Origin of the sequence: Cutibacterium sp. 37298 (assembly GCF_023838685.1) — a bacterium.
Lineage (GTDB): Bacteria > Actinomycetota > Actinomycetes > Propionibacteriales > Propionibacteriaceae > Cutibacterium > Cutibacterium acnes.
Genome location: NZ_JAJNRJ010000002.1, coordinates 101,708 through 119,159 on the forward strand (window position 1 = coordinate 101,708; position 17,452 = coordinate 119,159).

The following is a 17,452-nucleotide window of genomic DNA, read 5'->3' on the forward strand; positions in this document are numbered from 1 at the left end:
TAACTTGACCTTCTGCCGAACCGGTTAATCAGTTTAGTGGCGAGGCATGACACGTTGACGAGTCAGCTGTGGTACATGTGCGGAACACTCACAATGCCACGGCGGCATGTTGCTGTCGGTCACGACCCTTATGGTGATCGCTGTGAGAACCCGAACGGCAGATGCGATTCTGGCGGCACTGGATCCTGAACAGGTCAAGGTTGCGAAGACCTTCGATGTTCCAGTGTGCGTCATAGCTGGTGCCGGGACAGGTAAAACTCGTGCTGTCACTCATCGCATTGCCTACGGTGCAGCGACAGGCAAGCTTGATCCGCGTCGTACCCTCGCGGTCACTTTTACGACTAAGGCAGCTGGCACGATGAGAGGTCGACTCGCTGATCTTGGGGTTGTTGGTGTGCAGGCTCGCACTATTCATTCTGCGGCGTTGCGGCAGATCAAGTTTTTCTGGCCTCGTGCATATAACTGTGAGTTGCCACCGGTGAGTGATTCTCGTTTCTCGATGGTGGCGGAGGCGACCCATCGCATTGGTCTGGGCAATGACAAGGCGCTGCTGCGCGACTTGTCCGCCGAGATCTCGTGGGCGAAGGTCTCAAATGTGCCGACTGATCAATACGCATCCCTGGCTAGGGCGGAAGGTCGGGTGGTGGCGGGAGTTTCGGCAACTGACGTAGGACGCGTCCTCGCTGGATATGAGGCTGTGAAGAGGGAACGCTGCGTCATTGATCTGGACGATATTTTGTTGTGCGCGGTGGGATTGCTGGTTCAGCACCGTGACATCACTGAGGAGATTCGGGCTCGGTACCGACATTTCGTTGTCGACGAGTACCAGGACGTTTCTCCGCTGCAGCATAGGTTGCTTGAGCTGTGGTTTGGCGATCGAAATGATGTATGCGTCGTGGGAGATCCGCACCAGGCCATTCACTCTTATGCAGGTGCGCGAGCTGACTACCTCCTCAACTTCGTTGCCGATCATCCTGGCGCTAAACGCATCGATTTGGTTCGCAACTACCGCTCTACCCCCGAGATCGTTCAGTTGGCCAATGAAGTTCTTGTCAACCGTATGACTCCAGAGGAGGCTCTGGAACATGGCAGGGGAGTTACATTGGTTTCGCGGGGACGGTCCGGTCCCGAGCCCATCTATCAGGCTCTCGGGGACGATGCCTCCGAAGCTTCAGCTGTAGCAATGTGGATTGAATCGCGCCATGCTGCGGGAATCCCATGGTCTGAGATTGCCGTCTTGTACCGGATTAATTCTCAGGCAGCCCAGCTTGAGACCGCGCTGGCCGAGAGGTCCATCCCATATCTTGTGAAGGGTTCTGAGCGCTTCTATGACCGGGGCGAAGTGCGACGCAGCCTTGACGCTTTGGCTCGGCTTGCTGCTGATGAACCAGGTGCGGATCCGCTACGGGCTTTTGATCGGATACTCGCAGCTCAAGGTTGGTCGGCTATCGCGCCCGAGGGAGAAGGTGATGTCCGGCAACGGTGGGAATCGTTGCAAGCTTTGCACGATCTGACGGTCTCGGTTGTAGACGACGGGACGAGGACGCTGGAACAACTGGCAGCCGTGTTCTCCCGTCGGGCGGCCACTCAGGAGGCGCCGGTCGGCGACGGCGTTACCTTGGCAACCTTGCATGCATCTAAAGGGCTCGAATGGGATGTCGTGGCCCTCTATGGCATCAATGACACGATGGTGCCCTTCATCATGGCTGAAGCTCCGGCTGAGGTGGCTTCGGAACGCCGGTTGTTGCATGTTGGCGTAACTCGAGCACGACGAGACCTGTGGGTCTCGTACTCGTGGTCTGGAGGGAACCGGGACCGGCAGGGGATCTCGCGATTTTTGCGCGGCCTCCCTGGGACGGGGGAAATGACCGACAACCCCCCGCGACATCGCCGGAAACGTCGTGCCACGATCACAGTCTGCTCGGTGTGCGGCAAAGCCCTTACGGCGGCCAGAGACCGAAAACTCGGCCATCACCTTGCCTGCGAGGTGGGGGTCGACCCAGTTCTCGTCGAGAGGTTGCGGCAGTGGCGCAGCGAACGCGCGGAAGCCGATCGAGTGCCAGCTTTCGTCATTCTCACGGACGCTACCTTGCTGGGCGTGGCGGAGAAACGACCTAACTCTATGGAAAGTTTATTGCAGGTCCCCGGAATTGGTAAGCGCAAGGCCGATCTTTACGCGGCTGATCTCATCAAGGTGCTGCACGGTTCCTCGGATAACCAACAGTGACATCCAGGCTGGGCTGGCACCTCAATACTGCGTTCGCCGGCAATGGTACGCACGTGGAAGGTTTTCGGTCGACGGGAGACCGTCGAGTCGCGGATAGATAGTGCGGCACGTTCAATTCGATTGACAAGCCACTCGGTGACTGCGGGATCGTACTCCCCCTCCTTCATACTGCGAGCCATCGTCACCCAGTCAGGGTCGCGGGCTGCCATCGCCATGTCAGCACAGTGTTGGCATCCGGGGCTGCCATCGCTGATAGGGCCAAGCACGGCCCAATGATGGCGTCCCCATGCGACGACCGACGGTATCCCCGCGCGATGACATTGCTCGGCCACATCGCGGCCTCCGAGGAGGGTGCGGGGGCAAATAACAACGACATGAACGTCAAGATTGGCATGCCCACTGATGCGACGAAGATCGCGGGTGTTTCCGGGCTCAGGCGTTCTTACCCACGTTGTGATGTCGATGCGACGCGCTGTGAGACCCCGCACCAGATCGTCGGAACAGCCATGATCACTGACGACCGCCACTCGAAGATCGCAGGGCTCGGTGACTACGCCCGCTTCATATAAGTGATGCGCAACTTTTGCCGGGACTTCGACATGTCCATCGGCGCTTGCCGTCGCGCCGCGCAGTCGGAAAGACCGGCCATCCGGAGCGAGGAGGCGTAACCCGCCTGAAACCGAGACCCAAGGACAATCAAGTTCAACGTGCATGACCTGAGTTTTCCCAGGACCTGGGAGCTTACGTAAGTCCCGGCGAAGAAACGGGCAACACCATGAGGAAAATGGGCAACAACTTGAACCATTCGGACAACATCTCATGCCGTTGGGACAACACGTCGTCAGGACGCTACCGAAGCTGACTGGGAACGATACAGATACATAAAACCCCCGGACCATCACGATGTGCCTTCCCCTGCACATCTGAGATCCGGAGGCTAACGTCAATCTAGGACAGGCTCTAGTTCTCGTCAACTTCGTACGTCCTTTTGCCGAAGTCAGTGGTGTCAAAAGTGTCCTTCTCACCCGGCATGATGGGCGTTATGGCTGACATGGCTGTTCCGGACGAGATCATCGAGGCACGAGATGGTAGACCTGAGATCATCATTCGACGTAGCGCTCGTAGACGTCGCACCTTGAGCGCCAGGATGGAGGGGAGTTCCGTCCTCGTCATGGTGCCCATGGGTATGCGAAAGGCTGACCAGGATCGTCAAGTGATGGAACTGGTGGACAAGGTGACGAAGTCCGATGCTCGTCGGCGACACCATGACAGCAATGACGAACTGACTCGGCGCGCCCTTCGGTTGTGCCAGAAGTATCTCGATCCGCGTGTCAACGACACGGTCGAGCCGGCGTCGGTGCGGTGGGTGTCCAATCAGAACAGCCGCTGGGGTTCATGCACGCCGTCGACCGGTCAGATTAGGTTGTCTGACCGCATGATCGGATTCCCCGACTGGGTCGTTGACCATGTCTTAGCCCACGAGCTTTGCCACCTCGTGGAGGGCCATCACAATCGACGATTTCACGAGTTGCTCGCCGGGTTCCCTAACGCCGAACGGGCGGAGGGTTTTCTGACTGGTTTTCAGTGGGCTGTCTCCGGGGAAGCTGATAACACCAGGAACGATCCTGACGATAACCCAGCGGATCAGTCGTCGTGACCGTGATCTCGCAGCAGCTTCTCTAACTCAGCGTCGAGGTCGTCGCCGCCCTCCGAGGGATCTTGGCGATCCCCCGAGACATAGCCCAGTGGATCGTCAAGGTCGGCGGCAGTGGGGACGAGGTCGGGGTGGTTCCACACATGGTCCCGCCCGACTGTTCCTCGGGCCTCGCGCAGCGCTGCCCACAGATTTACGGCATCGCGCACCCGGCGGGGACGTAACTCAAGACCGAGCAAGGACTGGAAGAAGACCTCTGCAGGGCCGGATGTGGCACGGCGACGTCGTACCGCCTCGGCAAGCTGATCGTGACTAGGAAGCCAGGTGCGAGCAACCTGGAAGGTTACCTCGTCAACCCATCCCTCAATAAGTGCCAACAGGGTCTCTAGACGCTGAAGCACGCCATCCTGCTCTGGTGTGCGGGTTGGCTCGAAGAGGCGTCCCCGTAAACGCTCCGACATTTCCTGGGCTTTTTCTGGCGTCAGCTGGGAGAGGTCGTCAATGTCGATGGCATCTTCAATAGCCGAGGAATCGATGCGGATCTCGCGAGCATAATGCTCGACCAGGGCTAGCAGTTGCGGGCCGAGCCAGCTCACCGCGTTGAATAGGCGTTGGCGAGCGGATTCACGCAGTACGAGGTAGAGCTCAACGTCCCTCGGATCGAGGTCTAGGTCGTTCCACGCGGCGGCGATATTGGTGGGGAGGATGACGACTTGGGGTACAGATAGCACCTGTAGGCCAATCTCGCTGCCGGTGACTGTTGAGGTCGACAATTCTGCGAGCCCCTGGGCCAGCTGGGCCCCGTACAGCATCGCTGACATCCTGCGCAGTACCGGGCCCATCATCTGGGTAAGTGCGGCCATCGGATCGTTGGGGCCGCCCGGGGACATCAGCCCGGTCATGGCTTCCGTGAGGGAGACCAGCACTGGCTCGACGACAGACTGCCAGGAGGAGAAGGTATGTTCAATCCACTCTGCACGACTCCAGCACGCTGGCTGGACGTTCACCTGAGCGAACTCGCATTCGCGGTCGAGCCAGCTCTCTGCAAGACGGGACGCATCGAGTAAAACTGTGCGTTCCTGCTGACCTGGCGCCGGGTCAGGGCCATGGGAAGCGGTGATGTGCCTAGCCATGTCTTTGATGTGAGACCAGTCGACTGGTCCATCACTCGGGTTTGTCCCGGGCATGCCAAACCCTACCGAACTACCGGATCCGAACATCTGTGACAACTGTGTCATAAATGAGGTGAGATCACCGCTGACGGGTAGGCCTAACTGCTGCATCATGCGACGCAATTGCTCAGCCATCTCCTCGGGGTCGGGTTGCCCAGGATTCTGGGGTCCGTCGTTCATTCCCGTCTCCGTTCGCTCGTCGTGCGGTCTTAACCAAGTCTAGGGCTGTGGCAGTCGTGGAAAAGTCATCGTTCGCAGCGGCTAACATGACCATCATGTCCGAGCCAACCACGCCCACGTCGCAGGCGCATGACTCTGGCGCGTCCGCCAACGTAATAGCAACGGTCGAGACCGAAATCCGGCAAACGGCGCGCTTTCCTACTCGCTGGACAGCGATCTCGTCTGCCCTCGTCGTGTTGCTATGCGTCTTGGCCTTAATTCTCGTCCCGATCCCGTTCGTGGCGCGGTCTCCCGGCCAGACCGTGAATCTGCTCTCGACGAACGAACGGGGCAAGCCAATGATTCAGGTCGACGGCTTGACCACTCGGCACGGTGAGGGCGAGATGCGGATGACGACCGTCTCTATCACCCGTGCTGATTCACGTCTCAGCATGGCCGAGGCGTTAGTCGCTCATCTGCGCGCGGACCATGACGTACTTCAGCGGGAGGCCATTTACCCGCCGGGACGGTCTCCTCAGCAGGTCGATGCTGATGAGTCGTACATGATGGACACATCAGAGCGTGACGCCGCCGTGGCCGCTTTACGAGCTGCCGGTCAACCTGTCACTGAGATGCCCATGGTCAGTGCTGTCAGTGCCGCAGGTCCGGCGCATGGAAAACTCGCGCCCGGGGATCTCATTGAGAAGGTGGATGGGAAACCAATGGCCTCCGTTCGCGACGTCGGCAAGGCCGTCCGGAAACATACGGTGGGGGACACCGTCGTGTTTGTGGTTCTGCGCAATTCGTCTGTGAAAACCATTGCGGTGACGACAGTTTCGTCAGTAAGTGATCGACGCGCCCCGGCAGTAGGTGTCACTATCGATACGGGCTACCGATATACCCCAACGATCACCTATAACATTCCGGGGGATATCGTCGGTCCATCTGCTGGGCTTGCGATGGCATTGTCGATTTACCAAATGGTGGCCCCGAACGACCTCATCGGTTCACTGCGGATCGCGGGAACTGGCGGCATTTCCCCAGACGGTAACGTTGTTGCTATTGGCGGCATTCAAGAGAAGATCGCGGGAGCTGAGCGCGACGGTGCGAAGATCTTCCTCGTTCCAGCCGGCAACTGCCGCGATATAAGTGGAGTCGAGACTTCCATGAGACTGGTCAAAGTATCGAGTCTTAAGGACGCCATCGCTGCTATCCAGAAAATCCGTGCCGGGGGAACGGGAATACCGCATTGTTGAATGATGAGGACGTGGAGATGACGCAGGATCCCCAGGTCGCACAGGGAGTATCAGAGTCGGCTGATGATGCCTTGATTGCGTGCTTGACTGAGATCGAGAGGTTTGTTGCTTCGTCGAGCTGGGGCGGTCCGCCTCGTCTATTCGCGCTGGTGCGTACCGTCGATCTTGTGAAAGCTGAGCCAGCGCTGGCTGGTCAGCTTGCCATCGGTAGCCATGACAGCTTGTCCAGTATCGAGCAGGACGACTTTCGTCCCGGTGAAGACCTTGCTCAGGCCCTTGCCACCACGACGTGGGGTGATGCTGTGGATGGGGCCGCTATCTGCGTCGAGAGGATATTCTTACCCGATGACTGCGCCGATGAGATACCTCACGATCCGGAAAAAGCTGCGGCGTTTGTAGCTGCTCATCCGAAACGTCAAGAGGTACGAGTGGTGGCCGGGGCGCTTCGCGATGGAAGCCACTACGGTGTCGCCCGTCTCGTCGAGCACCCCGACGAGCTTCTTGGCTCGATTGATCTGGTGCCTGCGCTGGAATCAGCCGTGCTGGAGACCCTGCGCTGACGACTTGGCGCGAAAACTGCCTTCTGGTCGGTAATGTGCGCGGTGGTGCCGCCACATCTAGGAGACGATCATGACGGATCATCAACCAGTCCATGAACAGGTCCGTGTCCAGGACCAGACCGACCACGGGCCACGTCGCACGCCCGGAAGATATCAGCGTTCACCTCGCGGAACGATGAAGTGCCGTCCTGTGATCGTCGCGATCATGCCGGGCATCCCGAAGCCGGTGTTGGAGACGGGTGTCGAATACGCGAAGGCCATGGGCAGCAAAATTGTGTTCGCGCACGTGGCGACGGACCGAGTCTCTAGTCCGTCGAACCCCGACACCAGCCATCCGCTTGACCCGACAGCGCAGCGGATCTCAATGGAAACTGCCAAGTCAGCCATTTATAGCGCTCTCGACGCTTTCATGTCTGACTATCCGGAAGCGGATTGGGAGCTGGTATATCTGTCTGGTTTGCCGGATCAGCAGTTGGCGCATCTAGCTCACACCATCAACGCTGGATGTTTCGTCCTTGGTACCCGTAGGCCCGGGTTCCGCGCTGGCGTTCAGGAGTGGTTGGACGGCTCGGTTGCCGTGCAGTTGGGACGCCGTCAGCTGCGGCCGGTCATCATCGTGCCGCTTCGAGGCGAGGATTGGAAACACCCACTCTGCTCGTGATGGCAGCAGGATCGTGGGCCGCTGTTCGTCGCCATCTCATCGGACGTTCCGTATCTCCAACGGGCTTGCTGCCGGACTGACGTGACGGCTGCGCCTCGCGCATGTTCTTGCACGTCAGGCGTGCTGTGGGGCATGAATCCTCCCTTCGAACATCCGGTTTGAGGCGAGTTCTGGCCAGTTTTGTAGAGTCTGCGACGAATCACATGTGATCCGGACGATCTGAGAAACTCTGGTCGACGTGGCCGCTCAATCTCGTTATTTTCTGAATAAACTGTGCTATCTTACATATTGGAGACGATACCCAAGGAGAAAGCGGTGGGGGAGCACCTACCTTTTGGGGGTATCTCTAGAAATTTTCTTGCTGGAGTGGTGTTATTGCGTATGAGGGTTCAATGTCTACGAATTGACTCATCCTGAAGTCCTTGTTCTGAGTGTTCTGCTCGACACCGTTTGCATCCTATGGGGAGTGGAAAACTATGTGCACCGTGAGTGCGCCCGCATGCGTGGCAGGATTGTCTAAATAATTTGGGAGGATATGTTGGGTTGGATGTGGTCGAAAAGCGTGAAAATCTCCGATGTAAATCCATTGTTTGGATCTCCAGTGTTCCAAGACGCACGTGCAGCCAAGTACTGAAGTTCATCTGCATACCTTTGCCTTCAGTATCACTGGCACGATCACCAACGTCGACCACACCATAACCGCCTAACTCGCCGCCGGAATGAACGGAACCCTCGACGTCAATCAGCTCAACGAACTTATCCCCGCCCTCGTCCTCAAAACTCGCCACCTTCGGCACTAACACCGAGCTGTCTAAGTCAATCTCAGCCGAGGAATGATGCATGGAGCGTCGGGGCCATGAATAGCCACGCCACATCCTGGCCTCGAATACATAAACTCACCAAAAAGCTGAGAGTTCCCATTTCTATTGACATCAACGGGTTATATATGTCTATAACAGAGGCGTCGGTAGCCGGGAATGTACATTACTTCTCCCCGGTTAGCGCCGACGATCTGATCCGCGACTCGATCGAGCAGATGGCCGCGAAACAGAGACGTAAGAACCAACGGTGAAGGCGGTGGCGCGGCCGGCTGCCGCGACACCGCCTCAGCGAGTAAGGGACAGCGGAATGCTTGAAGACCAGCTCAGACTCCAAGGCCAAACCCACTCTGGGTTCTCGTCATCTCTCCCTACTTTTATCGCGAAGATAAACCGTTGTATCCCCGGCGGCGTCAAGGTAGGCGCTAATAGCCGAGCGCATAATGTCAGCGGGCTTGCGTCCAGTCTTAGTCGCGAGATCATCGAGCCGCGCATCTGTCACAACATCGAGGCGTACTTGGCGGCGCCGCAAGTTGCCTGTTTGACTGCGCCCGGTCCCGGCACGAGTGATCCGGCCAGCTTCGACATTGGGATATCCAGCCCACGCCAACGCGCGGCGCCCAGCAGCACGAGCAGCTGCGCCACGAAGTATCCGGCCCGGCACGGTCACGGGTGCATCCGACTCAGCCCATGCAGCCAACTCCGCGTCAAGTTCGTCAGTCATTGTTCTTCCTCCTCATTAATTCAAAGGTTTTCTTTCGACACTTCATGTCATGGAAAATTACGAGTGTGTGATCTGACCGCGTGTACCCCATGACCTCAATGGCCACCCCGGACAAGGCAGGCCTAATATGCAGGCTCGGATCACCATGTCTTGGGAACTCTTGACGCCTCGAAATCCTCTTCAACAGTCAGGGCATTGCGCATCTCGTAGAGCACGTCAGCCTCGGTAAAACGGTGTTTTTTAGCGCTCCGCTTAAGGATAATGCGCGCAGTAAATATTGTACGACGCTGTGGGGTCATAAGCCGAGCGTTCGAAAACGACCGTTTTCGGGCGCGTCGAGGGGTGGCGTGTAGTGAGGTCGACCGCTCTGCCGTGCGGGTTGTCGCGCGGTTGGATAAGAGTCTCGGCGTCGGGTGTGGGAGCTCATTTTGGGCTGCGCGGTGTCACGTCAGGATCTCAGTGTATTCAGGGTGATATGACGCCCCATCAGGTGTCTACGGGGTCGTCTTTGCTTTCGGTGCTGGTGATCCGGGGACGAAGTTGCCGTATCGGCGGATCAATTCGTGCTCGTGGTGGATCGGTGATCCCACTGCCCCTGATTACAACCGGTGGCGTCAGGACTGTCGCGCGTTGTCGAAGTCGGACAACGAGCTACGTGGGCCGTCAGTACCGGCAAGCAGCCGTACTGGATTTCAACTATGGCTCGCCGGCGCGTCATGGTGCCGAGTCGGGGGGCAGCGATCTTTTTGCATTATGCGACGCGTTACACTGCTGGGTGTGTGAGTATGGACTCACTGTCAAAGCTGACTAACACGCTGCGATGGATTGACCCGGCTCAGAATCCCAAGATCATTATCTTGGGGTGAGATCGTGATTCATGCTGTCGCCTGCATGACTTCCTTGTAGCGCGTGCATGTGAGGTGATGTTAGCTTGCGGCATCGAGGTAGTCGATGAGGGCGGTGCGCATGATGTCGGAGGGGCTGCGCCCGGTCTCGGCCGCTCTCCTGTGCCCATCGTGGCTAGCGAGCGGGGCTGACCGCGGCGTTGATGCCGCGGTCCAGGATCATCCCGCAGACAGTGCACACGCATGTGCGTTCAGACAGGGGCAGCCCCGCCACAGGTTTGGACGAGTGGGAGCGAACCTTGGTGCCGTTCTAGCCGAATTTTCCTGACTCAAACGACTTGATGCGGAGCATCTTTCTTAAATCACCGCACATCGGCCGGACCCAGGGAACCTTTACCAGTGAAGGCATCCCTGGAAGGAAAACACACCGTGACTCCCGTAGCTTTACCGAGCATCGCTGATCTCGACCATGCCGTCAACAACCTCACCGACGCCCTTATCACCGCCACCGACGCCACCGAGACCAGTACCGACAGCGGCTGGTACATCGAAAGCGCCATCGAGGAGCTACGCACCGCCTTGACTGAAGTCGCTTCTCTCAGCCGCGCAGCAGGGGCCCCGGCATCACTGCTGGCCGGCGCATCGCGCGCATGGCAGGCCGGACAGGTCGAACTGATCGAAACCTCAGGACAGGTCGCCGACAACCTCATCGGCTGGCTGGCCGTCCACCCCGAGAAGGCAGCATGAACGGCCCCACCGGAGAAGGAAACAACGGATGCGAAGAAATCCTCGCCTTCATCGTTGTTGGTATCGGAGGGATAGCCCTGCTGAAGAAGATGGCCCCTAAAATCATCGGTCATCTCGGAGCATGGCTTCGCGATCACGGGCTGCTCGGCGTTCCCGGGCAGGGCCTGTTTGATCTTGGGTTGTTGGGGTCGGTTAGTGCTTCCCACCTGGTGGTCGCCGTGGGTGTGCTGATCGTGGTGGGCGCATTGGGGACTTGGCTCGCTGGTTGGGTCTTCGCGAGGGGCAGTCGGGGGTGTAGGTGACTGGTGAGTGGGCCCGGTGTGGTGCCGCGAATAGGTTTTCCCGGTCAGTGCTGGCTAGACACGTGTGGGAAGGCTCCACGGCCGGGCTGTCGCAGGAGGTGTGAGGATCACTCGTCGCCCAGGCTGAGTGCTGTTTTCTCGGCTCGGGTGAGCTGGGAGGGGTCTTCGCGCGGCTGGTCGGCGTGCCTCATAGAGTTGATGGTCTTAGCGCTGCGTTTGTAGAAGGCAGCTCGGGACAATCCGGCGGCCTGGGCGAGGAAGGTCACGGAAAGGCCAGCGTCGGCGGCGTCGCCGAGGATGTCGGTGAGGATGTTCTCGGCGACGCGCAGCTGGTTGGCTTGGTGGTTTCGGGCAGCGAGGGCGTGGTCGACGAGGGCCTGCCAGTTCTCGGGGATCACAGTCACCTTGGTGAGGGTGGTGGGGTCCTCGGGGGTGGTCCATCCGTGTCGGTGGAGTTCGTCGGCCAGTTGGGCTGGTGTGGTCGGGGTCGGGTCGGGGGTCCAGGTGTCGAGGGGAGTCCAGGTCCAGTCGTGGTCGGTGGTGCTCCAGATGCGGACGGTGATCTGGATGTCGGTGTGGGTAAGAACAGCGCGGTATAGACGCACGGGGACTCCTGGTAACTGGCTGCTGGCTGAGCCCTTCGATTCAACCATGTTTGTGTGGGGTCTCATGCGCAGTCGGCTAGCTCGAACAGGGCGGGCTGGAACGTTTCGGCATCCTCGGGCCCGGGCTGGGGCGAGGTAACCGGAGTCTGGGACGAGATAGGCGGGGTGCGGGGGTGGCCGCAGCGGCGGACGGGCTGGCTGATGAGCATGTCGTAGGTGGCCTGGATGCGGGCGGCGGATAGCCGGGTGACGTAGAGGGCCTTGGGGGTGGTGGCCAGGTCGAGGTCGGAACTGGTCAGCCAGCGGCTTAGATGCTCATCGGTCCAGCCGAGGGTGTGCAGGGCTACCAACAGCTCGCGGGATTCGCGGGCCGGGATACGGTCGGTGGACGCTGAGGCGAGATCATCGATGCCGATATCCATCAGGGCGCGAGCATCATTGATGCCGATCCATTCCACGGGTCGACCGTTGCGGCCGAATAGAAGCCGGTGCATGGAGGTGGGGGAGACCCCGGCCAAGGCGGCGACGATACGCCAGGGCATCCCGGAGACGTGCACGAGTCTCCTGGCCCAGGACCGGTAAAGAGGAGCCTCGGCGCGGTCGTCGGGTTTGTGGGTCCGGTCAATGTCAATGTCGCTGGTCATGTCGTTGTACCTCCGTTCACTGATGAAGGGTCCGGTAAGGGGCCTGAATGTGCGGAGGCGTCGCGTGATGCCATCCATCGGTGATGCGGGCGGCCTCGATAAGGGTGTCGAGGAAGCCGGGGTTGTCGGCGACCTGGTCGAGCCAGCGCCGGGCAGTCAGCTCGGCGTCCTTACTGAGAGGACGCACGCGGTGGCCGAGAGTGGGCCCGGTCAAAACGGTGACGTCCCACACCAGCAGCAGGGCCCCGGAAGGAAGGGACCTCATGGGGGACCGGCCGTGTCGGCGCAGTGCGATGCTGGGAGGCTCGCCCCAGAACCGTGCTGGCCCGCTGGGGGAGATGATGGCCACGCGGGGCGTGGTGGAGATGGTTGTGGGTTCGATCATGCCCCAAATGTGTAAATCATGGTTTACACATTTGGGAAGGGGTGAGACCGTGGTGATGGATTTATTGAAAAAGTGGCTGTGGTTCCGCACATCAACCCCGGCTGTGGCACCTTCATCTATGAAGGCGCAGAAGCAAGGAGAGACCATGAGGATCAACGCGACCCGGACCCCGCTGCCGCCGGTGCGAACCATGACCGCCAGCCAGTTGAAGATCGGGGACCTGGTTGCAGGCCACACCGCGGACGGCTCCTACCCGTTCCATGTCGAGAGAGCCGACAGCTACGACGGCATGGTCCACCTCCGTCTGATCGAGATCAGCCACGCTTCGGGACTCACCGATGAGCAGCACCCGGGCATCGAGTCGGTTCATGCTCCCGACGAGCCGGTCATCACTCTCTCGCGCCACTTCGGGGTCTGCTCCGAGTGCGGCAGGCTGTCGCCGTGTCCCGACGAGCTGGCTGAGCGTCGTTTGGAGAAACTATGGCAGGGCGAAGCCGAAGAAGCCGTTCACACATCAGCATGATTCAAGAGTCGTGGGAATTCTCCTTGTCATGGCATCGCAGCGAGATCACCGAGATCATGGCAGGACACCTTCGTTCTGCCTTGCTCATCCCGATCGCAGCAGGCGTGGAAGCCGCGATCATCTGGGCGTTAAGAGACTGGATCATCTGCGGGAACTGGCCTGGTCAGGGTGAGCTGGCCATGATCGGGGCCGCAACGCTCGTCGTCGTCGCGGTGATCATGGTGGCCCTCGAAGCCCACCACTGGCGTACCGCGACATGGCGAAGCTGGCAGACCACACCGGACTGGCATGGCGGAGCCTACGTGGCCCCGCCAGCGCGCCGCCACGGCCCCATGCTCATGTGCGTCCACGCCGTCCCCCGCACTCAAGGCCACGGCTCACAGATCCTCACACAAGTCTGCCAATGGGCCGACGAGCACGGTCTCACCCTCGAACTGAAGCCCTCCGGGCCCGCTGCGGAGCGGTTCTATAAGCGGTTTGGTTTCGTTAAGACGTCGCGGCGGGTCATGAGACGTGAGTGCCTGTCTGGGCGGGCGGATCCACACAAAGGCGTCTAGCATACTTGACTTTGCGTCAAATTAAATAGACACTGTGTCTAGCTCATTTGACGGATAGGGGAGGGTGACATGCCCAGCTACCGAACCACCCCAGACGGGAAAGATTATCGTCTGGTCATCACAGTCACCGACGAGGTCACCACGTGCGTCATCGAACGCATCCGAGAGGGGACGTGGGTACCAGTCCAGACCTGGAACACCGACGTCACTGCCCGCACCCGCGCACCTGAGCGACGCCTCAAGATCACCGAGTCCGCCGCCAATCACGGCTGGCAAGTCCCCGCTGATGCATGGGGCCCCATCCGCCACAACCGAATCGTCGTCAAGACCATCCACCCCACAGGGTGGGCCTCCGTAGTGGCTGATGCCACCCGCCGCCGCGACGAAGCTCTAGCCCAGCTGGGAACCATTGACCTGGCCTGGCGTGACGTCCTTGCCGACGCTGCCGCCATCGGCCACCTGCCGGCCACCACCATCGCCGAGGCAGCAGGAGTGTCACGAGGCCGGGTCTACCAACTACGCGAAGAACAACGCGAGCGCATGAACGCCCTCGACGCCGGCCGCTCCCTGGCCCAAAGGAGGAAACCATGAGAGACGACCAGGAGCAGCGCCGTCCCGCCCCACATCGGCCACCCGACCCCGAAACAGTGTGGCTAGACATCGACACCGCCCGGGGAGTCGACGCGGCCGGAAACGAGATCCTGCCAGTGCTGGGGGGACGACGCACCAAGCACGCGACCCTGTCAGACCTGCTAACAACCGCGCTACACCACAACGCCCGACGCCTGATCGTCTGCGGTAACATCCCCGACCAGCCTCAATCCTGGCTGCTGCCTGACACCCCCGCTCACACCCGCGAGTTCAACCAGGACTGGCACGTGCGGGGCCTGTTCATGCTGTCCAGGCGGCCCGCCCGAGGCCGGTTCACCCACAAAGAAACCGACCGCAACCTCGACATTCTGGTCGCTGATGAATGGTTCCCTGGCCAGACCCTCACCCCAATCCAGGCCCGCTGGGCATGGCGCGAATTAACCCACATCATCGCCACCAGAATCGACCGCGACTGGGCCCTCATGGACCGCCCCGGAGCAGAAGGAATCAACCTCTGGAAGCTACGGACCCCCGAGTCCTATCGCATGGAGCCGATGGACCCCGAACTGGGCGCACTCATCCAACACACCTCCCCTCAGCACCGCTACGAACTATGCGTCGACGACGGCAACCCCGAGGACCGCGAAAAGGGCTGGCGCCCCACCGTGCCTGCCGGCCCTATCCCTAACTTCGTGTACATCGACGGCCGATTCATGTATGCCGGATCAGTGACCGGAGAGATCGGTGCCGCACCCGCCACTCTGCTCAGCGCCACCGAAGCCCGCGACCTGTTCACCAACAACCCCTGGCACCCGGCCCGCTACCACATCCGCTTCACCGTGCCATCCTGGTGGGACGACATCGGCCTACTACCGGTCAAACGCACCAAAGGACGAGCAGGATGGTTTTGGCCCAACGTGCCCGGCACCACCCACGAAACATGGGTCGATACCGCCGAACTGAAACTAGCCATCGACGAAGGCTGGGACACCGAAGCCGGACCAGATGGGCCCATCACCCAGCCCATCGAGTTCCTCGAAGGGATCAAACTGACCAAAGTCGATCCCATCCGAGGATGGGTCAAAACCATCCAAGACATGATCGACATCGCCGAGAAACGCTGGGCAGACAAAAACCCCACCGCCACGACAATCCTCACCTCCGCGTTGAAAAACATGCTGCGCGTGACCATCGGCCAAATGTCGGCCTCCAACCCCGTCACCACCACCGTCGTCTACGACGCCGACGACATCCCCTCCGACATCGAAGGCTTCGACGTCATCCGCAACAAAACCGGTGACACCATCGCCTACCAATACCAAACCGCCCGCCACCGCCCCGACCCCGACACCTGGCACCCCGAAATCGCCGCCCGCATCTGGGCCCTGTCCCGCGTACGCACCCTCAACACACCCATCGCCGACCCCACCACCAGAAAAAACGCCACAACCAAGGGAGGAGCACTACGCATGAACTCTCGCACCCTGCTGGCTATCCACGGCGACGCTATCTACACCAGCAACGTGCCCCCCTGGGCGCTCCCTGTGGCCCAGGGGGGCGGCGATGACGGCAAGGACGGGCGGCTGCGTGTCAAAGGTGTCTTGCCGGGCCCTTTGGAAGCGCCTCAGACCGGATCGGAGCGGGCTGCTCTATCAGAGCAGGCCGAGCAAGTAGGACTCCCCGAGGAGGCGACCAGTGACTGAGCGTGACAATCGGGCTCAGGACCTGGTGCGCACCCTGTTAGCCGAAGGGTGGAGCCAAGCCGAGATTGCCCGACGAATCGGCCGAGACCCCCGCCTGGTGCGGTTCGTGCTAAAAGGGCTTAAGCCTGGCACCAACCTGGTCGAGGCGTTAACACAGTTGGAGCGGGGCGAGGAGGTTACCCCGCCGCGGCGTCGGCATGATCGCAAAGGCCGGACCGCGAAGGTACGCGGTAAGCGCGGAAAACCATCTCACCGTCCCACCGAACCGGATGCCGAACTCCTGCACCCGAGACGAAGCCGCGCACCACAACAGTCCGACGAGGAGGTGCTGGGCGAGGAACACATTGAAACCCTGCCGAGGAAACGCCGCCACGGCACAACCCCGTCAACGAGTCAGCCCGAGCGCCTCGAACGGCAGATGCGCAAGCGCAACCTGCTGCGTCACGAGGTCACAAACCTGCCCCACCACCGTTCTTCCCACACACTCCAATTCCCTCGCGACAACGAGGATGCGCGAGGACAAGCCTCCGATCTGCTCACCGAGATCCTGTCAGAAGGCCGAGGCCAGCGGATGCACGCGAAACTATGGATCGAAGTCGATGAAGGTGGCCGTCGGGAGCGCCAGATGGTGCGGTTGGGGGATAAGGGCGGCTACGACTGCGGTTTCGCTTTGGAAGACGTGCGGATGTTCCGGGATGCGTTGTCGTGGCTAGAGGACCAGGCGGGTCAGCAGTATGGCAATGTCGCCGATAGGGGTCGGCTAGTCGGTGTAGAAATCGATGTTTGGTGAAAGCCATGATTTTGATGGGCAGACTTAGGCCTGCGAGCTTTGCGTAGGGATTGAGTTTGGGCACCGTACGGGGGTATGCGAGATGCCCAAGAGCATCATGATGCCTATGTATTTTTGTATTTGTGCATCGTGTGGTGGCGGGTTCGCCTCTCTCCCGCCGTCCTCGATGCTGGTGTGGTCTTGGTGAGGGTACAGTGCTAAGTGTCAATCTGATAATGGATTGATGCCCCGGATGATCTGGGGAAGCTGACGAAAGTCGGAGCATCAGACCGTGTGGGGCAGTTTCAGGTTCCGTTGTGGATTCACGGACATCGGTGCCAAGGTGCCAATGCCGTCTGCGAGCCCCCCGGAACGCTTCTGTGAAGGAGCGATATGGCATCAACAATGGTACGTAAGCTTGTGTCGGAACTGGTGGTAGCGGCGGATCGGTTTTGTAAACCTATCCTGCAGGCCTTGTTCGACGTAGTGATCAACGACGGTCTCTTGGCTCCCAAGGGGGGATGATCCGGACACCGCCCATGCCTACCGC

At 60.1% G+C, this 17,452-nt stretch carries 22 protein-coding genes; 14 read left to right on the forward strand and 8 right to left on the reverse strand.

Annotated features, from left to right (window positions below; all coding sequences use genetic code 11):
* Positions 1-106: 106 nt before the first annotated feature.
* Positions 107-2,227, forward strand: coding sequence for an ATP-dependent DNA helicase UvrD2 (locus tag LRP59_RS04870; protein ID WP_002533460.1), 2,121 nt, complete (start codon positions 107-109; stop codon positions 2,225-2,227).
* Here the strand turns inward: LRP59_RS04870 and LRP59_RS04875 are convergent.
* Complete coding sequence (locus LRP59_RS04875) at positions 2,173-3,129, reverse strand: hypothetical protein (protein WP_002533461.1); 957 nt, start codon at positions 3,127-3,129, stop codon at positions 2,173-2,175. The genes LRP59_RS04870 and LRP59_RS04875 overlap by 55 nt on opposite strands.
* Before the next feature lie 128 nt (positions 3,130-3,257).
* Between LRP59_RS04875 and LRP59_RS04880 the strand changes: the two genes are divergently transcribed.
* Positions 3,258-3,884, forward strand: a complete 627-nt coding sequence (locus tag LRP59_RS04880) for a M48 family metallopeptidase (RefSeq protein WP_002519440.1) — start codon at positions 3,258-3,260, stop codon at positions 3,882-3,884.
* Here the strand turns inward: LRP59_RS04880 and LRP59_RS04885 are convergent.
* Positions 3,872-5,233: a zinc-dependent metalloprotease gene (locus LRP59_RS04885; protein WP_002513394.1), complete on the reverse strand. Its 1,362-nt coding sequence runs from the start codon at positions 5,231-5,233 to the stop codon at positions 3,872-3,874. The two genes, LRP59_RS04880 and LRP59_RS04885, sit on opposite strands and share 13 nt — an antisense overlap.
* Before the next feature lie 86 nt (positions 5,234-5,319).
* Here LRP59_RS04885 and LRP59_RS04890 point away from each other — a divergent pair, with 86 nt between their 5' ends.
* The 3 genes from LRP59_RS04890 to LRP59_RS04900 all read left to right on the forward strand — a co-directional run bounded on the left by LRP59_RS04890 (position 5,320) and on the right by LRP59_RS04900 (position 7,689).
* Entirely contained in the window at positions 5,320-6,468 is a 1,149-nt protein-coding gene (locus LRP59_RS04890; RefSeq protein ID WP_002533462.1) for a PDZ domain-containing protein, read from the forward strand.
* Positions 6,465-7,028, forward strand: coding sequence for a PPA1309 family protein (locus tag LRP59_RS04895; protein ID WP_002513396.1), 564 nt, complete (start codon positions 6,465-6,467; stop codon positions 7,026-7,028). Before LRP59_RS04890 ends, LRP59_RS04895 begins: the two co-directional genes overlap by 4 nt.
* A 175-nt stretch (positions 7,029-7,203) precedes the next feature.
* Entirely contained in the window at positions 7,204-7,689 is a 486-nt protein-coding gene (locus tag LRP59_RS04900) for a universal stress protein (RefSeq protein ID WP_002519443.1), read from the forward strand.
* Positions 7,690-8,078: 389 nt separating this feature from the next.
* Here LRP59_RS04900 and LRP59_RS04905 read toward each other — a convergent pair whose 3' ends face one another.
* Positions 8,079-8,531, reverse strand: a complete 453-nt coding sequence (locus LRP59_RS04905; protein WP_002519444.1) for a hypothetical protein — start codon at positions 8,529-8,531, stop codon at positions 8,079-8,081.
* Positions 8,532-8,545: 14 nt separating this feature from the next.
* Here LRP59_RS04905 and LRP59_RS04910 point away from each other — a divergent pair, with 14 nt between their 5' ends.
* Positions 8,546-8,761, forward strand: coding sequence for a hypothetical protein (locus tag LRP59_RS04910; protein WP_002521509.1), 216 nt, complete (start codon positions 8,546-8,548; stop codon positions 8,759-8,761).
* Between the two features lie 107 nt (positions 8,762-8,868).
* Here the strand turns inward: LRP59_RS04910 and LRP59_RS04915 are convergent, their stop codons facing one another.
* Together LRP59_RS04915 and LRP59_RS04920 are read right to left on the reverse strand one after the other, a co-directional pair.
* Positions 8,869-9,231 (reverse strand): CopG family transcriptional regulator, encoded by a 363-nt coding sequence (locus LRP59_RS04915; protein ID WP_002513398.1) that lies wholly within the window; start codon positions 9,229-9,231, stop codon positions 8,869-8,871.
* Between the two features lie 140 nt (positions 9,232-9,371).
* Positions 9,372-9,530, reverse strand: a complete 159-nt coding sequence (locus tag LRP59_RS04920) for a hypothetical protein (RefSeq protein WP_002513399.1) — start codon at positions 9,528-9,530, stop codon at positions 9,372-9,374.
* A gap of 670 nt (positions 9,531-10,200) precedes the next feature.
* On the opposite strand from LRP59_RS04920, the gene LRP59_RS12090 reads away from it, so the two are divergent.
* From LRP59_RS12090 to LRP59_RS12100, 3 genes are all read left to right on the forward strand, one after another.
* Entirely contained in the window at positions 10,201-10,404 is a 204-nt protein-coding gene (locus LRP59_RS12090) for a hypothetical protein (protein ID WP_002519446.1), read from the forward strand.
* Between the two features lie 101 nt (positions 10,405-10,505).
* A complete protein-coding gene (locus LRP59_RS12095; RefSeq protein WP_002513401.1) occupies positions 10,506-10,823 on the forward strand; it encodes an IolC protein in 318 nt (105 codons plus the stop codon).
* The gene (locus LRP59_RS12100; protein ID WP_002513402.1) at positions 10,820-11,125 is read left to right on the forward strand and encodes a hypothetical protein; all 306 of its coding nucleotides are present in this window, start codon (positions 10,820-10,822) and stop codon (positions 11,123-11,125) included. The genes LRP59_RS12095 and LRP59_RS12100 overlap by 4 nt, the downstream gene beginning before the upstream one ends.
* A gap of 107 nt (positions 11,126-11,232) precedes the next feature.
* Here LRP59_RS12100 and LRP59_RS04935 read toward each other — a convergent pair whose 3' ends face one another.
* Genes LRP59_RS04935 through LRP59_RS04945 form a run of 3 tightly spaced genes read right to left on the reverse strand, consistent with a single transcriptional unit; the run spans position 11,233 to position 12,639 of the window.
* Positions 11,233-11,778 (reverse strand): hypothetical protein, encoded by a 546-nt coding sequence (locus LRP59_RS04935; RefSeq protein ID WP_002519448.1) that lies wholly within the window; start codon positions 11,776-11,778, stop codon positions 11,233-11,235.
* A gap of 14 nt (positions 11,779-11,792) precedes the next feature.
* Complete coding sequence (locus LRP59_RS04940) at positions 11,793-12,374, reverse strand: hypothetical protein (protein WP_002513404.1); 582 nt, start codon at positions 12,372-12,374, stop codon at positions 11,793-11,795.
* 16 nt (positions 12,375-12,390) lie between these two features.
* Positions 12,391-12,639 carry a hypothetical protein gene (locus LRP59_RS04945; RefSeq protein WP_002513405.1) on the reverse strand — a complete coding sequence of 83 codons (249 nt, stop codon included), beginning with the start codon at positions 12,637-12,639 and terminating at the stop codon, positions 12,391-12,393.
* 28 nt (positions 12,640-12,667) lie between these two features.
* Here LRP59_RS04945 and LRP59_RS04950 point away from each other — a divergent pair, with 28 nt between their 5' ends.
* From LRP59_RS04950 to LRP59_RS04970, 5 genes are all read left to right on the forward strand, one after another.
* The gene (locus tag LRP59_RS04950; protein WP_002519659.1) at positions 12,668-13,282 is read left to right on the forward strand and encodes a hypothetical protein; all 615 of its coding nucleotides are present in this window, start codon (positions 12,668-12,670) and stop codon (positions 13,280-13,282) included.
* Positions 13,279-13,839 (forward strand): N-acetyltransferase, encoded by a 561-nt coding sequence (locus tag LRP59_RS04955; RefSeq protein ID WP_002517970.1) that lies wholly within the window; start codon positions 13,279-13,281, stop codon positions 13,837-13,839. The genes LRP59_RS04950 and LRP59_RS04955 overlap by 4 nt, the downstream gene beginning before the upstream one ends.
* Positions 13,840-13,908: 69 nt before the next feature.
* Positions 13,909-14,430: a hypothetical protein gene (locus tag LRP59_RS04960; RefSeq protein WP_002513409.1), complete on the forward strand. Its 522-nt coding sequence runs from the start codon at positions 13,909-13,911 to the stop codon at positions 14,428-14,430.
* Positions 14,427-16,133 carry a hypothetical protein gene (locus tag LRP59_RS04965; protein WP_002513410.1) on the forward strand — a complete coding sequence of 569 codons (1,707 nt, stop codon included), beginning with the start codon at positions 14,427-14,429 and terminating at the stop codon, positions 16,131-16,133. The genes LRP59_RS04960 and LRP59_RS04965 overlap by 4 nt, the downstream gene beginning before the upstream one ends.
* A complete protein-coding gene (locus LRP59_RS04970; protein ID WP_002513411.1) occupies positions 16,126-16,923 on the forward strand; it encodes a helix-turn-helix domain-containing protein in 798 nt (265 codons plus the stop codon). Before LRP59_RS04965 ends, LRP59_RS04970 begins: the two co-directional genes overlap by 8 nt.
* Positions 16,924-17,452: the final 529 nt, after the last annotated feature.

What these genes read in the sequence shown, in the direction of transcription:
- LRP59_RS04870 (WP_002533460.1), top strand. Translation starts at nt 107, where the DNA reads ATGTTGCTGTCGGTCACGACCCTTATGGTGATCGCTGTGAGAACCCGA.
- LRP59_RS04880 (WP_002519440.1), top strand. Translation starts at nt 3,258, where the DNA reads ATGATGGGCGTTATGGCTGACATGGCTGTTCCGGACGAGATCATCGAG.
- LRP59_RS04885 (WP_002513394.1), bottom strand. Translation starts at nt 5,233, where the DNA reads ATGAACGACGGACCCCAGAATCCTGGGCAACCCGACCCCGAGGAGATG.
- LRP59_RS04890 (WP_002533462.1), top strand. Translation starts at nt 5,320, where the DNA reads ATGACCATCATGTCCGAGCCAACCACGCCCACGTCGCAGGCGCATGAC.
- LRP59_RS04900 (WP_002519443.1), top strand. Translation starts at nt 7,204, where the DNA reads ATGAAGTGCCGTCCTGTGATCGTCGCGATCATGCCGGGCATCCCGAAG.
- LRP59_RS04905 (WP_002519444.1), bottom strand. Translation starts at nt 8,531, where the DNA reads ATGCATCATTCCTCGGCTGAGATTGACTTAGACAGCTCGGTGTTAGTG.
- LRP59_RS04910 (WP_002521509.1), top strand. Translation starts at nt 8,546, where the DNA reads ATGAATAGCCACGCCACATCCTGGCCTCGAATACATAAACTCACCAAA.
- LRP59_RS04915 (WP_002513398.1), bottom strand. Translation starts at nt 9,231, where the DNA reads ATGACTGACGAACTTGACGCGGAGTTGGCTGCATGGGCTGAGTCGGAT.
- LRP59_RS04920 (WP_002513399.1), bottom strand. Translation starts at nt 9,530, where the DNA reads ATGACCCCACAGCGTCGTACAATATTTACTGCGCGCATTATCCTTAAG.
- LRP59_RS12090 (WP_002519446.1), top strand. Translation starts at nt 10,201, where the DNA reads ATGTCGGAGGGGCTGCGCCCGGTCTCGGCCGCTCTCCTGTGCCCATCG.
- LRP59_RS12100 (WP_002513402.1), top strand. Translation starts at nt 10,820, where the DNA reads ATGAACGGCCCCACCGGAGAAGGAAACAACGGATGCGAAGAAATCCTC.
- LRP59_RS04935 (WP_002519448.1), bottom strand. Translation starts at nt 11,778, where the DNA reads ATGGTTGAATCGAAGGGCTCAGCCAGCAGCCAGTTACCAGGAGTCCCC.
- LRP59_RS04940 (WP_002513404.1), bottom strand. Translation starts at nt 12,374, where the DNA reads ATGACCAGCGACATTGACATTGACCGGACCCACAAACCCGACGACCGC.
- LRP59_RS04945 (WP_002513405.1), bottom strand. Translation starts at nt 12,639, where the DNA reads ATGAGGTCCCTTCCTTCCGGGGCCCTGCTGCTGGTGTGGGACGTCACC.
- LRP59_RS04950 (WP_002519659.1), top strand. Translation starts at nt 12,668, where the DNA reads ATGCTGGGAGGCTCGCCCCAGAACCGTGCTGGCCCGCTGGGGGAGATG.
- LRP59_RS04955 (WP_002517970.1), top strand. Translation starts at nt 13,279, where the DNA reads ATGATTCAAGAGTCGTGGGAATTCTCCTTGTCATGGCATCGCAGCGAG.
- LRP59_RS04960 (WP_002513409.1), top strand. Translation starts at nt 13,909, where the DNA reads ATGCCCAGCTACCGAACCACCCCAGACGGGAAAGATTATCGTCTGGTC.
- LRP59_RS04965 (WP_002513410.1), top strand. Translation starts at nt 14,427, where the DNA reads ATGAGAGACGACCAGGAGCAGCGCCGTCCCGCCCCACATCGGCCACCC.